Source organism: Microbacterium sp. BWR-S6Y, assembly GCF_041379845.1.
In the GTDB taxonomy this organism is placed as follows: Bacteria; Actinomycetota; Actinomycetes; order Actinomycetales; family Microbacteriaceae; genus Microbacterium; species Microbacterium hydrothermale.
The window spans coordinates 329,630-343,858 of sequence record NZ_JBFECV010000002.1; the positions used below are offsets into that span (position 1 = coordinate 329,630).

Genomic DNA, 14,229 nt, shown 5'->3' on the forward strand with positions numbered 1-14,229 from the left:
CCATGACCTCACCCGTCTTCCCCTTCACCGCCGTCGTCGGCCAGGACGACCTGCGCCACGCCCTCACTCTCTGTGCCGTGGACCCCGCAGTGGGCGGCGTTCTCGCCCTGGGCGATCGCGGGACGGGCAAGTCGACGACCGTGCGCGGACTCGCACACCTCCTCGCACGCGACGGCCTGGACATGCCGGTCGTCGACCTGCCGCTCGGTGCGAGCGAAGACCGCGTGCTGGGCTCGCTCGACATCGACCGCGCGCTCCGCGGCGAGATCGCCTATGCGCCCGGCCTGCTCGCGGCGGCGCACGGCGGCATCCTGTACATCGACGAGGTCAACCTGCTCGACGACTACCTCGTCGACCTTCTGCTCGACGTCGCGGCCTCCGGCGTGAACACCGTGGAGCGCGACGGTCTCAGTCACACCCACCCCGCGCGGTTCGTGCTGGTGGGCAGCGGCAATCCGGAGGAAGGCGAGCTGCGGCCTCAGCTCGAGGACCGATTCGGTCTGTCGACCCCCGTCGCGACGATCCGCGACGTCGGGCAGCGCTGGGAGATCGTGCGTCGCCGAATGGCCTTCGAACGCGACCCCGAGGCCTTCACGGCCGCGTGGGTCGAGCGCGAGGATCGGCTGGCCGCGCGGATCCGCCTCGCTCGCGAACAGTGCGTCGCCCTTGAGATCGGTGACGACGTGCTGCACGCGGCCGTGCGCATCTGCGTCGACGTGGGGGCGGTGGGCCACCGCGCCGAGCTCGTGCTCGTGCGTGCGGCTCGCGCCGCGGCCGCGCTGGCGGGCCGCCCGGCCGTGACCGTGCACGACCTCGCGGCGGTCGCCGTCGCCGCCCTGCGACACCGCACTCCGCGCACGGCCCTGGAGCCGGCGACGGCGACGGCTGCCCGCGTGCGGATCGCGGCCGCGGCCGTGCTCGGGCGGCGCGTTGCGTGAGGTCTCCTCACGCACCGGGGGCCGTGCGCGGAACACCCCCGCCGCCGAGCTGCGCGCGCGGCTCGACGGAGACCTCGCGCTCCCTCTCGCGGTAGGCGCGACGATCGAGGCCTGGCGCGCCGGCGCACCGTTCGGACTCGCGCTCGGCGGTGACGCCGAACGCGCCGAGACCCTCTTCCGTCGGCTTCGCCCGCACGCCGACTGGGTCGCGCGTGCTTCCGATGCCGACGAGCCCCCGCCGCGGGCCGCGCGCGGCCTCGCCCTGTGCGCAAAGTCCGCGACCCTCCCCTCCGCCGTCGGTCGCCGCTGTACGGCCGTCGTCGACGTCGATGCGGTCATCGCTCCAGGGCGGCGGCCCGCGGGTGAGACCGAGGGGCAGCTGTGGCGCCGAGTCGTCGCCGCCCTCGCGGCGCACGGTGTGAACGACGGTGCCATCGATGTCGCGGCCTGCGCGTTGGCATCCGCCCTCGTCGACGCGGGATACGACGGCGACCCGGTCGCGCTCGTGCGCGTGTGGGTCGCGGTACCGCACGGACGGCGGCTCGCGACGGCGAGAGCGGGCGAGGCGGGCGGGACCGAACCCGCGGATGCCGTGGAGCAACCGCCGGGGGCGGAGTCCGAGGGCCCCGCCGGCCCGGAGGGCGCCGACACCGACGCCGACGCAGAGACGGAGACCGAGAAGGTGTCGGAGGAAGGGAACGGCGAACAGGCACCCGCCGAGGGCGGCGCGGAGGACGGCGCCGAGGACGGCGTGGAGCAACCGTCCGACAGCATCGACACGGGGGAGGGCGTCGACGGGGTCGGCGACGCACAGGCGCCTTCCGGCGAGAACGCGACGGACCCGCGCCGAATCCGTGACGAATCCGGACCGGACAGCGACGCCGACGCGGTGCCCTCTGCCGAATCGCCCCATCCCGGCGACGAGCGCCAGCGGGCGTCCCGCACCGATGACGCGGGCCCCGCGGGGACTCCGGACGCCGGGATCGCGATCGACGCCGCAGCCGACGCGCTCCCGTCGGCCCGCGCGGCAGCCTTCGCCTCCGTCGACCTCGGTGACCAGGCGGTGCGCGCGACGGTGCGGTCAGGCCGTTCTGCGCGCCGCGGAGCGACACGCTCCGCCGCCGGCCGCGGGCGACCGGGGCGCATCGTGGCGCCGGAGCGCGCGGGTGGTCGCATCGCGATCCTCCCCACGCTCCAGCGAGCAGCGCAGCGGTACGCGGCCCACGGCGCGGAAGGAGACCTCGCCGTGACCCGTGACGATCTCCGCGGCCGCCTGCGCGCGCAGCCCACGGCGACGCACGCGGTCGTCGTGGTCGACGGGTCGTCGTCGATGGGGAGCGCGGGAGCCGCTCACGCCCGCAGCGTCGCCGACGTCGCGCTCGGACACGTCTACCGCGATCGGGGAGACGTGAGCGTGATCCTCGCCGCCGGGTCGTTCGCCCGCGTCGTGCAGGAGCGTACGCCGCGTGTCTCGCGTGCCCGGGCGGCCCTGCAGCGCGCGAGCGTGGAAGGCGGCGGGGGCACACCCCTCGCAGACGCCGTGCGCCTGGCGGTGGAGCAGTTCGCCGACGCTCCGCGCGAGCGGTGCCGTCTCGTGATCGTCAGCGATGGGCAGGCCACGGTCGACCTCGCCGGGAGTGCCGACCCGCGCACGGCGACGCGCGATCTCCGTGTCCAGCTCGACCGCGCGGCGACCCGAGCGGGACGCACGGTGTTCGTCCCGCTCGATCCGCGCGGATGGGCGCCGCTGGAGCGCACCCTGGCGCCGTTCCGCGCGGCCGGTGTCGAGGTCGCGGACGGCTGAGGGGCGCGACGACGCCGCGCACGGTCGGACACCGGTCAGCTCCGCGCGGCCTCCCGCCGCGCCGCGCGCCGCTTCGCCCGCCGGGCGAGAACGACATCGATCCCGACGCCGATCCCCACCGCCACGACGATCGAGACCACGACGGCCACGACCGGACCACCCGGTACCACCGCGGCGACCACCGCGCCGATGACCGCCTGATACGCCGCCCAGGCGAGAGCAGCCAGAGCGGCCACCCCGAGATACCGCACCGGGCTCACCCGCGCGGCACCCGCCGCGAGGTTCACCGCGAGTCGGGCGAACGGCACGAAGCGCGCGGTGAACAGCACGACCGCGGCGTTGCGCTCGAGACGCCGACGCGCCCACTCCAGCGCCGCCGACACCCGCGGCCCGCGCATCCAGGCCCAGCGCTCCACGCCCACGGCGCGTCCGACGAGGTAGCAGCCCAGGTCTCCCGCGAAGGCCGCCGCCCCCGCGACGAGGATCACCGCGGCGAGCGAGGGCGTCCCGTGCGCCACGGCCAGGGCGCCGAAGGCCGTCACGGCCGCTTCGCCCGGAACGACGACGAGGAACGCGTCGGCGAACACCAGCACCGCCATCGCGGGAAGAGCCCACGGGCTCGTCGCGATCGCTTGCAGCCAGGCGTCGACACCGTCCATCCCGTCACTCTCCGTCGCCGATCGAGACGCCCCGCCCACGGGCCGGTGACCGCCCGCGGAGCATCCGGTGAACATCGCGAACGTCGGGCCCCTGCGCGCCCCGCGGCGGGCGCGGAGGTCGCACCCTGGTCTCGTGAGAGTCGCGCTGCTGGCCGAGTCCTTCCTCCCGCACATGAACGGGGTCACCGGTTCCGTTCTGCACGTCCTGCGCCATCTCGCCGAGATGGGGCACGAGACCCTGGTGATCGCCCCCAAGGCGGGCGATGTCACCGCCGATCTGCACGGCGCGCGCACCGAGCTGCTGCGCTCGGTGCCCCTTCCCTCGTACCCCGAGGTCCGCGTCGTGTTCGCGCGCGCCGCCCGCCTGGGCGCGCTGCTGCGCGACTTCGACCCCGACGTCGTGCACCTGGCATCCCCGTTCGTGCTCGGATGGCAGGGGCTCGCCGCCGCCGACGCCCTGAAGATCCCCTCGGTCGCGGTGTACCAGACCGACGTCGTGGCGTACTCGCAGAAGTACGGCCTGCCCCACGCCACCGCCCTCGTCGCCGCGCACGTCGCTCGCCTGCACCGCCGCGCGACGCTGACCCTCGCTCCCTCGTCGGCGTCGACCGGGCAGCTCGAGGGCCTGGGCGTCGACCGCATCCGCCGGTGGGGACGGGGAGTGGATGCCGTGCGCTTCGCCCCCGCGCACCGCGACGAGGCGTGGCGCGCCGAGGTGGCGCCGGAGGGGCAGCGAATCGTCGGATACGTCGGCCGGCTCGCCCCCGAGAAGCAGGTCGACGATCTGCGCGCGCTCGCGGGTCTGCCCGGCACGCGACTGGTCATCGTGGGCGACGGACCCTCGCGCGCGGCGCTCGAGAGGGCGATCCCGGATGCCGTCTTCACCGGCCACCTCTCCGGAGCGACCCTGTCGTCGGTCATGGCGGGCTTCGACGTGTTCGTGCACCCGGGCGAGAGCGAGACCTTCGGGCAGACCATCCAGGAGGCTCTCGCGAGCGGGGTGCCGGTGGTCGCCACGGGCGTCGGCGGGCCCCTCGACCTCGTGCGTTCGAGCGTCGACGGCTGGCTCTACCGGCCCGGGGACCTCGACGACCTCCGTGCGCGCGTGTCCGACCTCGTGGGCGACGACGCGAAGCGGCGGGCCTTCGCGCGGGCCGCCCGCGACGCCGTGCAGGGGCGCACGTGGGAGGCGCTGACACGCGACCTCGTCGGACACTACGCGGATGCCGTGGCCCTGCGCCGCATCGACGACGGCCTGCTGCTGCGCGGCGGACCGCGCCCGGCCGCGCCCGAGGCGACGCGCACGCGGGGGCGGTGGACCCGATTCGTCGCTCTCGGCGACTCGCTGACGGAGGGGCTCTGCGACCGGTCGCGCATGCCGTCGGGGCAGTTCCGCGGCTGGGCGGACCGCCTCGCGGAGCTGCTCGCGCACACGAGCGACGAGGGGCCGTTTCGCTACGCCAACCTCGCGGTGCGCAGTCGGCGGGTGCGGCACCTCATCGACGAGCAGATCCCCGCGGCCCTCGCCCTGCGTCCCGACCTCGTGTCGATCCTCATCGGTGCGAACGACCTGGTGGGTCCCGCTCCGGTGCTGCCCGCGCTCGTGGCCGAGGTCGAGTCGGCCGTGCGGGCCGTGCGTCGCACGGGAGCCGACGTGCTGCTCGTGACGACCTTCCTCCCGCGGCGCCCCGCGGCGCGCATCTTCGCCCGCCGTTTCGCCGCCTACAACGTGCACCTGCGCCGCATCGCCGCCGAGCAGGGGGCGATCCTGCTCGACCTCGAGGCGGTCGCCGAGATCGGCGAGCTTCCCCTGTGGGCCGACGATCTGGTGCACCTTCGCTCCTCGGGACACCGCCTGGTCGCCTACCGGGCTGCCGAGGCTCTCGGCGTCCCCGATGCCCGCGCCCTGCTCGGCCTCGACGAGGCGCTGCACGCCGACGACGACGCCCCGCGGGGCGGGTGGCTCACGCGCGACGCCCTGCCGTGGGTCTGGCGCCGCGTGCGCGGACGCACCGCCGGAGACGGCATCCACGCGAAGCACGAGGGCTACGTCGACCTGCCCACCCGTGGCGATCGGGAGCGCACGCGCACTCTCTGATACGCCGGGGAACTCGTGCCCGGCGCGGCGTCCTCACGAGCAGGAGCGTGGTCGGGCCGTACGGCTCAGGGCCTCGCGGTCAGTACCAGCCGGTCTGCTCCGAGTGCGCCCACGCGCCGCACGGGCTGCCGTAGCGCGCGCTGATGTACGACAGTCCCCACGAGATCTGCGTCGCGGCGTTCGTGCGCCAGTCCAGACCCGCGGATGCCATCTTCTCGCCCGGGAGCGCCTGCGGGATCCCGTAAGCGCCGCTCCAGGGGTTGAGCGCGTCGGCGCGCCAGCCCGACTCGCGGTTCCAGAGCGACACCAGGCACGAGAACTGGTCGTCGCCCCAGCCGTAGGAGCGGATCGCGCCGCGCGCGTGGTCGCGCGCCTCGCTCGGGCTCATGACGGGTCCGGCCGGCGCCGTGGACCCGCCGCCGCCGGAGCCGCCGCCGTTCGAGCCGCCGCCGTTCGAGCCGCTGCCGCTCCCGGAACCGGAGCCGCCGCCGGATCCGGACCCGCCGGAACCGTTTCCGCCGCCGGACCCACCGGACCCGCTTCCGCCGCCGGACCCGCCGGACCCGCCCGAGCCGCTCCCGCCGCCCGATCCGCCCGAGCCGCCGCCGGTGGAGCCGCCGGACCCCGATCCGCCGCCGGTCGCGCCCCCCTCGTCGGCGGCGTCGCGCGCCGCCTTCTCGCGTTCGCGCGCCGCGCGCTCCTCAGCGGCGGTCGTCTCCCGCAGGGCCGCGAGCTGGGCGTAGAGGTCGTTCAGACGCGCCTGCGCCGACGACACGGCCGCCGTCTCGGCATCCGCTTCGGCCGACGCCGTCGCGGCACTGGTCTGCGCCTCGGCCGACAGGCGCGTCGCCTCATCGCGCGCGACCTCCGCCTGGGCGCGCAGCGAGGTCGCCACATCCGCCGCGCTGCGGGCCTCGCCCGCCGTGCGCGCGCTGACCGCCGTGACGTGGTCGAGCAGACCGAGGCGCTGCAGCAACGAGTCAGGGTCGGCCTCGGTCAGCAGCTGCGCGACGAGGGGACCGGCTCCGACCGTGCGGTAGAGGCGGGCGGCACTCGCCCCGGCCCGCGAGCTCGCCTGCGACAGCGCGGCGTCGGCCGCGGCGCTCTGCCGCGTCAGCGTGTCGGCGCGCTCGGTCGTCGTGGCCGCGAGTTCGCGCGCGCGCTCGGCGGCCGCGGACGCATCCAGCGCGCGGCGTGACGCGGACGCCGCGGTCGCCTCCGCGGCATCCAACTCCTGCTTCACGACGGCGATCGCGGCCTCGGCGACGGCCGCGGGGCGCGTAACCGATGAGGAGGAAGCGAGGGTCGGCGCGGGTGTCGCCGAGGCGGGCACCGGCGTGAACACGGCGCCGAGCACCAGGCACGCGGTGAGCGTGTGACAGGTGAGACGCGTGAGACCCATGAGGTCACGCTAGAGCACGGAGGTGCGGCGCGACCACCCCGGCGGAGTCGACGCTGGTAGGGTGGTGCGCGAATGCCGTCTTGGCATCCGCTCAACTGCATATGAGCTCACGGAGCAGGCCGGCAGACGCTGGTCCCCTGTGGTGGACTCCCCGTCGGATCGCCGGGTGGTCGTCTACTGGTGGCCAGTCGCCGGGATTTCCGGGTCGATTCGTCGGCGCGCCCTTTCTGCCTGTTCCTGCTCCTTCGCATGTCAGCTCGTCGCCCACACGGGGCGGCGAGCCTAAACAAAGAAGGAGGGACCTCTTGGAAGGTCCAGAAATCACCGCCGCCGAGGCCGTTCTCGACAACGGCCGCTTCGGTACCCGCACGATCCGTTTCGAGACCGGACGCCTCGCCCAGCAGGCGCAGGGCGCCGTCGCCGCCTACCTCGACGAAGAGACGATGCTCCTGTCGGCCACCAGTGCCGGCAAGCACCCCCGTGAGGGCTTCGACTTCTTCCCGCTGACCGTCGACGTCGAAGAGCGCTCGTACGCCGCGGGCAAGATCCCCGGCTCGTTCTTCCGCCGCGAGGGTCGCCCCTCCACCGAGGCCATCCTCGTGTGCCGCCTCATCGACCGCCCGCTGCGCCCGTCGTTCGTCGACGGCCTGCGCAACGAGGTCCAGATCGTCGTCACCGTGCTCTCGATCGCCCCGGGCGAGTTCTACGACGCGCTCGCGATCAACGCCGCCTCGATGTCGACCCAGATCTCGGGCCTGCCGTTCTCGGGCCCCATCGCCGGTGTGCGCCTCGCGCTCATCCCCGGCCAGGGCGAGCACGCCGACCAGTGGGTCGCGTTCCCGACCGTCACGCAGCTCGAGGATGCCGTCTTCGACCTGATCGTCGCGGGCCGCGTGCTCGACGACGGCGACGTCGCCATCATGATGGTGGAGGCCGAGGCCACCGAGGGCAGCTGGAACATGATCAAGGGCGGTGCGACCAAGCCCAACGAGCAGGTCGTCGCCGAGGGCCTCGAGGCCGCCAAGCCGTTCCTGCGTCAGCTCGTCGACGCGCAGAACGAGGTCGCGCGCACCGCGGCCAAGGAGATCCAGCCCTACCCGGTGTTCCCCGCGTACAGCTCCGAGGTCTACGACTTCGTCGCCGGCCGCTCGTACGACGACCTCGTGGGCGTCTATCAGATCGCCGACAAGCAGGAGCGTCAGAACGCCGACGACGCCGTCAAGGACCGCGTCAAGGGCGAGCTCATCGCCGCCGTCGAGGCGGGCGAGCTGCCCGCGGGCGCGCCGCTGGAGTTCTCGGCCGCGTACAAGTCGGTCACCAAGAAGATCGTGCGCGGTCGCATCCTCAGCGACGGCGTCCGCATCGACGGCCGCGGTGTCGCCGACATCCGCCCGCTCGACGCCGAAGTGCAGGTCATCCCGCGCGTCCACGGCTCGGCGATCTTCCAGCGCGGCGAGACCCAGATCCTGGGCGTCACCACGCTGAACATGCTCAAGATGGAGCAGCAGATCGACTCGCTCTCGCCCATCACGAGCAAGCGCTACCTGCACCACTACAACTTCCCGCCCTACTCGACCGGTGAGACCGGCCGCGTGGGTTCGCCGAAGCGTCGCGAGATCGGCCACGGCTTCCTCGCCGAGCGCGCGCTCGTGCCGGTGCTGCCCAGCCGCGAGGAGTTCCCCTACGCGATCCGTCAGGTGTCCGAGGCCCTCGGCTCCAACGGTTCGACGTCGATGGGCTCGGTCTGCGCCTCGACCCTGTCGCTGCTGAACGCGGGTGTGCCCCTTCGCGCCCCCGTCGCCGGTATCGCGATGGGTCTGGTCACCGACGAGGTCGACGGACAGACGCGTTACGCCGCGCTGACCGACATCCTCGGCGCCGAAGACGCGCTCGGCGACATGGACTTCAAGGTCGCCGGTACCTCGGAGTTCATCACCGCGATCCAGCTCGACACCAAGCTCGACGGCATCCCGTCGTCGGTGCTGGCCGCAGCCCTGACCCAGGCCAAGGAGGCTCGTCTGACGATCCTCAACGTCCTGAACGCCGCGATCGACGCTCCCGACGAGATGGCGCCCACCGCGCCCCGCGTCATCAGCGTGCAGATCCCGGTCGACAAGATCGGCGAGCTCATCGGCCCCAAGGGCAAGACGATCAACGCCATCCAGGACGAGACCGGCGCGCAGATCTCCATCGAGGAGGACGGCACCGTCTACATCGGCGCGACCGACGGCCCTTCGGCCGAGGCCGCCCGCGCCCAGGTCAACGCGATCGCCAACCCGACCAATCCCGAGGTGGGCGAGCAGTTCCTCGGAACCGTCGTCAAGATCGCGACCTTCGGGGCGTTCGTCTCGCTCCTTCCCGGCAAGGACGGCCTGCTGCACGTCAGCGAGGTCCGCAAGCTCGCCGGCGGCAAGCGCGTCGAGAACGTCGAAGACGTTCTGTCGGTCGGTCGCAAGATCCTCGTGCGCATCACGAAGATCGACGACCGCGGCAAGCTCTCGCTCGAGCCCGTGCTCGACGAGGAGGCCACCACGCCCGAGCCGGCCGACACGCAGAGCTCGGCCGCCGCGAGCGAGGGCCCCGAGGCTCCCGCCGAAGGCTGATTCCGCGATCACCGGATGCCCGTCCCGCATTGCACCGCGCGGGGCGGGCATCCGTCGTGTGACGGAAGTGAACAGAGGGACCGGTGCGACGCAGCCGCGCTCAAGCGTTACGCAATGTTTATCGCCGAGCCGGGTGAAAACGCGGCCCTGTCCGGGCGAGCGCATACCGTTGGAGTACGTCGGGGGGCGAAAGGGTGCGGCATTTCCGCACCGGTTCCCGGCGCGAGAGGGGAGCCCACCATGAGCGGCTCGGGCGTCGACGAGACGGCCTCGCCGCGCCTGCGTCGGGATCGCGCCCCTCACCCGTCCGCCCCCATCACCCTGCAGGGCCCCGGTCTCGGTTCGCACGTGCGCGTCCCGCTCGGCGAGACGGGGTTCGAGGTGTTCCCCCTGTTCCTCGGCGGCGGCGAGTTCGGTTGGAACGTCGACGCCGCCGCCAGCCACGACATCCTCGACGCGTACGCCGAGCTCGGCGGCAACGCGCTGCACACCGCCGACAGCTACGCCGCGGGACGCAGCGAGTACATCATCGGCGAGTGGATGCGCTCGCGGCGCATGCGCGACGACATCGTGCTGACGGTGCGCGTGGGCCGCCATCCCGACAACCCCGGGCTCGACTCCGTCAACCTCGTGCGGGCGGTCGAGGCGTCGCTGACGCGTCTGGGCACCGACCGCATCGACGTGCTCTCCCTCGACGCGGCGCGCGGCGACACGGCGATGCTCGAGGACACCCTCGCGACGAGCGAGTGGTTGGTCGAGGCCGGCAAGGTCCGCGCGATCGGCGCGCACGGCTACACCGCCGCGCAGCTCGTCGAGGCGCGCATCCTGTCGTCGGCCGGTTACCCGCGCATCACCGTGCTCGACGTGCCCTACAACGTGCTGCGCCGCTCCGAGTTCGACGGCGACGTGCGCCTGATCGCGTCGGCGCAGAACATGGCGGTGACCCCGTCGCATCCGCTCGCCCACGGATTCCTCGCCGGAGAGACGCGCACGCGCGGGCAGTCGACGCAGTCGGTGCGCGGCTCGCAGGTCGCCGCTCACCTGAACCGCCGCGGGTCGCGCGTGCTCCGCGCGCTCGACGCCGTGGGCAGCGAGCTCGGCATCCCGGATGCCGCGGTAGCCGTCGCCTGGCTGCTGGCGCAGAAAATCGTCACCGCCCCCATCGTGAACGCCTTCGCCCCGCGCCACGTCGTCGAGTGCATGCGCGCCGTGGGGGTGCGTCTCAGTCGCGCTCAGCTCTCCGACATCGCACGCGCCGCCGAGTGACGACCGCCCCCGCCGACGTGTGACGTAGGCTGGAGGGACCGGCCGGGGGACGGCAGATCGACAACGGGGTGAGCTGACGTGACGCACTACATCTACCTGGTGCGCCACGGCGAACACCAGGATGCCGAGCACGGGCTCGCGGACGGACCCCTGTCTCCGCGCGGCCAGCGTCAGGCGGCACTGCTCGCCGACCGGCTGTCGGGACTCCCGCTCGACGCGGTCTGGCACTCGCCCCTCGAGCGCGCGGCGCAGACCGCCCGCGCCGTGGCCGATCGGCTCCCCTCGGTCTCGCCGGAGTCGTCGGCGCTGCTGTTCGACTGCGTCCCAACGGGGATGACCCCCGAGACGCCCGCCGCGTACGAGCCCTTCTTCGGAGCGGTGACCGAGGCCGAGATCGATGCGGGTCGCGCCCAGATGGCCGATGCGACCGCGGAGTTTCTCGCCCGCAAGGCCGGTGAGGTGCACGAGCTGCTGATCACCCACAACTTCGTCATCTCGTGGTTCGTGCGCGAGGTGCTGCAGGCGCCCGAGTGGCGGTGGATGACCATCAACCAGGCCAACTGCGGGCTCACGGTCATCGCGCAGAAGAAGGGCCGCCCCTGGACGCTGCTGTCGCACAACGACCTGGCCCACCTGCCGGTCGAGCTGCGCACCGGGCTCGTCGACCCCCTTCCCGTCTGATCCCCGGATGCCGCCCGCGCGGCGCGTCTGTGGACGACGCCCGACTCGCGGGGGCGTCGCCGCCTAGGCTGGGGGCATGACCACACGCGTAGCCATCGTGGGCGGAACCGGAAAACTCGGCGGGGTGATCCGCGAGGTCGTCGAGGCCGAGGACGGGTACGAGGTCGCCGCCGTGCTCGGCTCGCAGTCCGACCTCGCCGAGCTCGACGGAGCCGACCTCGTCGTCGACGCCTCGACTCCCGCGGTGTCCATCGACGTGGTGCGGGCCGCGATCGATCGCGGCCTCAACGTGCTCGTCGGCACGTCGGGCTGGTCGAATGAGCGCATCGCCCTCGTGCGCCCCCTGGCCGAGGCCGCGGGCACGGGCGTCGTGTTCATCCCCAACTTCTCGCTGGGGTCGGTGATCGGCAGCGCCCTCGCCGCCGCGGCCGCCCCGTTCTTCCCGTCGATCGAGATCGTCGAGGCGCACCGCGACACCAAGGTCGACTCGCCGAGCGGCACCGCCGTGCGCACGGCGGAGCTCATCGCGGCGGCACGGGCCGAGGTCGGTCCGGTCGAGTCCCCCCACGTCGACCAGCGCGCGCGGGGTCAACGCGTGGCATCCGTCCCCATCCACTCCCTGCGGCGTCCGGGCGTCATCGCCCGGCAGGAGACCGTGCTCTCGGGGGCGGGGGAGTCGCTCACCCTCGTGCACGACACGATCGATCCGGCCACCGCCTACGCGCCCGGCATCCGCATCGCCCTCGCGGCGGCGCGCGAGGCGCGCGGAGTGACGATCGGTCTCGACAGCTTCATCGACATCGGCGTGCGCACGCGGCCGGTCGAAGCCGGTGCGCCCGTTGCCGACGGCGACGTGTCGGGGCAGGTCGCGAGCGCCACCAGCGCATGAGGGTCCGCATCGCCGTCGCCGTCATGACGGTCCTGCTGCTGCTGTACGTCGTTCTGGCGGGTCAGCGCGCCCTCGTGCTGCTCTCCAGCGGAGAGACGGTCGGGGTCGTCATGGGGCTCGCGCTCATCGTTCTCCCGCTGCTGGCGCTCTGGGCCATCGGACGCGAGCTGTGGTTCGGGGTGCGCGCGCAGCAGATCGGCGAGCGACTCGACGCCGAGGGCGGTCTGCCCGACGAAGACCTCCCGGTCCGTCCCAGTGGCCGCATCGAACGCGCCGACGGTGACGCCCTCTTCCCGCGCTACCGCGCCGAGGTCGAAGCCGATCCCTCCGACTGGCGCGCCCGGTACCGGCTGGCGCTCGCGTACGACGCCGCGGGAGACCGTCGTCGGGCGCGCGAATCCGTCCGCGCCGCGATCCGCCTCGAGGCGGCGGAACGGCGCGCGCGCTGACGCCGTCCGTTCCGCCGCGGAGGGGTCAGGTCGCCGCGGGCACGGCGGCGGCGACCGCGTCCTCCACCGTGGAGTGGCGGAAAGCGAAGCCGCTGTCGCCGAGCACGGCGGGCCGTACGTCGGCGTCGGAGGTGAGGAGGGCCTCGGTGGCATCCGTTCCGAGCGCCAGCTTGACGCCCCAGATCGGCGCCCGCAGCACGTAGGGACGGTTCATGCGGCGTGCCAGGGCGAACCCGAGGTCGTTCGCGGTCGCCCGCGTCGGCCCGGTGAGGTTGACCGGCCCATCGATCTCGGAGTCGATCACGTGACGAATGGCGCGCACCTCGTCGTCGAGCGAGATCCAGGGCCAGACCTGCGTTCCGCGTCCGATGGGGCCCGAGATCCCGAGCTTGGTCAGCAGCAGAAGCGGCTTGAGCACGCCCTGCTCGTGCACGACCGGGGCCGTGCGCAGCAGGGCCACCCGGGCGTTCTCGCCCGCGTCACGTGCGGCGGACTCCCACTCCACGCAGATGTCGGCGAGCAGGCCCGTGCCGCGGCCCGAGGACTCGGTGAGCTCGACGCCCGGCTGCGAGCCGTAGAAGCCCGTCGCGCTCGCGTTCACGAGGGCGGGGGCGTCGCGCCCGAGGGCGCGGACGGCGGCGGCGAGCGTGCGCGTCGGGGTGACACGCGACCACAGCAGCGTGCTCTTGTACGACGGCGTCCACGGGAATCTGCCGATCGACGCGCCGTTCAGGCACACCACGGCGTCGGCCCCGGCGATCACCTCGGGGTCGAGCGGGGTGGCATCCTGCAGCCACTGCCGCTCGTGCGGCGCCGAGGGCGCGTGACGCACGAGTGAGACGACGTCGACGCCGTCGCCGCGGAGAGAGTCGATGAGGGCCGAGCCGATGAGGCCCGACGCGCCGGCGATGACGACGCGTCGGGCGGGGGTCTCAGCCAAGCGTGGCCTCGAGGGTGATGTCGATGCCCGCGAGCGCCTGCGACACCGGGCAGTTCGCCTTGGCGTCGGCGGCGATCTTCTGGAACGTCTCGTCGTCGAGGCCGGGGACGACCGCGTTGACGTTGAGGTGGCTGCCCGAGATGCCGGTGCCCGGCTTGAAGGTGATGGATGCCGTGGTGTCGACCGAGGTGGGCGGGGTGCCGTTGTCGGCGAGGGCGTTCGACAGCGCCATGCTGAAGCACGCCGAGTGCGCTCCGGCGAGGAGCTCCTCGGGCGTGGTGACCGAGTCCGAGCCTTCGCTGCGGGCCTTCCAGTTGACGTCGAACGTGCCGATGCCCGAAGAGGTGAAGGTGACCTCACCCGATCCCTCGAACAGGCTGCCCTTCCAGGCGGTGGTGGCTTCGCTCGTGACGGCCATGGGGAACCTCCATTTGTGTCGGCGCGGTCAGGGGCGACCGCGACGCGGCCAGCCTAACGAGGGGGTCCGACATGGTGCGGGA

At 73.3% G+C, this 14,229-nt stretch carries 12 protein-coding genes; 8 read left to right on the forward strand and 4 right to left on the reverse strand.

Going from position 1 to position 14,229, the window contains the following annotated elements; genetic code table 11:
- The first annotated feature begins 2 nt into the window (after positions 1-2).
- Together AB1K56_RS05405 and AB1K56_RS05410 are read left to right on the forward strand one after the other, a co-directional pair.
- Positions 3-938, forward strand: a complete 936-nt coding sequence (locus tag AB1K56_RS05405; RefSeq protein ID WP_371204886.1) for an ATP-binding protein — start codon at positions 3-5, stop codon at positions 936-938.
- Positions 931-2,742, forward strand: coding sequence for a VWA domain-containing protein (locus AB1K56_RS05410; RefSeq protein ID WP_371204887.1), 1,812 nt, complete (start codon positions 931-933; stop codon positions 2,740-2,742). Before AB1K56_RS05405 ends, AB1K56_RS05410 begins: the two co-directional genes overlap by 8 nt.
- Before the next feature lie 35 nt (positions 2,743-2,777).
- Here AB1K56_RS05410 and AB1K56_RS05415 read toward each other — a convergent pair whose 3' ends face one another.
- Positions 2,778-3,401 carry a DedA family protein gene (locus AB1K56_RS05415; RefSeq protein ID WP_371204888.1) on the reverse strand — a complete coding sequence of 208 codons (624 nt, stop codon included), beginning with the start codon at positions 3,399-3,401 and terminating at the stop codon, positions 2,778-2,780.
- Positions 3,402-3,534: 133 nt separating this feature from the next.
- On the opposite strand from AB1K56_RS05415, the gene AB1K56_RS05420 reads away from it, so the two are divergent.
- Positions 3,535-5,499, forward strand: a complete 1,965-nt coding sequence (locus AB1K56_RS05420) for a glycosyltransferase (RefSeq protein WP_371204889.1) — start codon at positions 3,535-3,537, stop codon at positions 5,497-5,499.
- A gap of 79 nt (positions 5,500-5,578) precedes the next feature.
- On the opposite strand, the gene AB1K56_RS05425 is transcribed toward AB1K56_RS05420, so the two are convergent.
- The gene (locus AB1K56_RS05425; protein ID WP_371204890.1) at positions 5,579-6,901 is read right to left on the reverse strand and encodes a hypothetical protein; all 1,323 of its coding nucleotides are present in this window, start codon (positions 6,899-6,901) and stop codon (positions 5,579-5,581) included.
- A 305-nt stretch (positions 6,902-7,206) separates the two neighbouring features.
- Between AB1K56_RS05425 and AB1K56_RS05430 the strand changes: the two genes are divergently transcribed.
- The 5 genes from AB1K56_RS05430 to AB1K56_RS05450 all read left to right on the forward strand — a co-directional run bounded on the left by AB1K56_RS05430 (position 7,207) and on the right by AB1K56_RS05450 (position 12,789).
- On the forward strand, positions 7,207-9,504 hold the full coding sequence (locus AB1K56_RS05430; RefSeq protein WP_136587917.1) for a polyribonucleotide nucleotidyltransferase: 2,298 nt from the start codon (positions 7,207-7,209) through the stop codon (positions 9,502-9,504).
- Positions 9,505-9,744: 240 nt separating this feature from the next.
- Complete coding sequence (locus tag AB1K56_RS05435) at positions 9,745-10,770, forward strand: aldo/keto reductase (RefSeq protein ID WP_371204891.1); 1,026 nt, start codon at positions 9,745-9,747, stop codon at positions 10,768-10,770.
- A 78-nt stretch (positions 10,771-10,848) separates the two neighbouring features.
- The gene (locus AB1K56_RS05440; RefSeq protein ID WP_136587919.1) at positions 10,849-11,451 is read left to right on the forward strand and encodes a histidine phosphatase family protein; all 603 of its coding nucleotides are present in this window, start codon (positions 10,849-10,851) and stop codon (positions 11,449-11,451) included.
- A 76-nt stretch (positions 11,452-11,527) separates the two neighbouring features.
- A complete protein-coding gene (dapB, locus tag AB1K56_RS05445; RefSeq protein ID WP_371204892.1) occupies positions 11,528-12,340 on the forward strand; it encodes a 4-hydroxy-tetrahydrodipicolinate reductase in 813 nt (270 codons plus the stop codon).
- The gene (locus AB1K56_RS05450; RefSeq protein ID WP_371204893.1) at positions 12,337-12,789 is read left to right on the forward strand and encodes a hypothetical protein; all 453 of its coding nucleotides are present in this window, start codon (positions 12,337-12,339) and stop codon (positions 12,787-12,789) included. The genes dapB and AB1K56_RS05450 overlap by 4 nt, the downstream gene beginning before the upstream one ends.
- Positions 12,790-12,814: 25 nt before the next feature.
- On the opposite strand, the gene AB1K56_RS05455 is transcribed toward AB1K56_RS05450, so the two are convergent.
- Positions 12,815-13,729, reverse strand: a complete 915-nt coding sequence (locus tag AB1K56_RS05455) for a TIGR01777 family oxidoreductase (protein WP_371204894.1) — start codon at positions 13,727-13,729, stop codon at positions 12,815-12,817.
- Positions 13,722-14,147 carry an OsmC family peroxiredoxin gene (locus tag AB1K56_RS05460; protein WP_136587923.1) on the reverse strand — a complete coding sequence of 142 codons (426 nt, stop codon included), beginning with the start codon at positions 14,145-14,147 and terminating at the stop codon, positions 13,722-13,724. The genes AB1K56_RS05455 and AB1K56_RS05460 overlap by 8 nt, the downstream gene beginning before the upstream one ends.
- Positions 14,148-14,229: the final 82 nt, after the last annotated feature.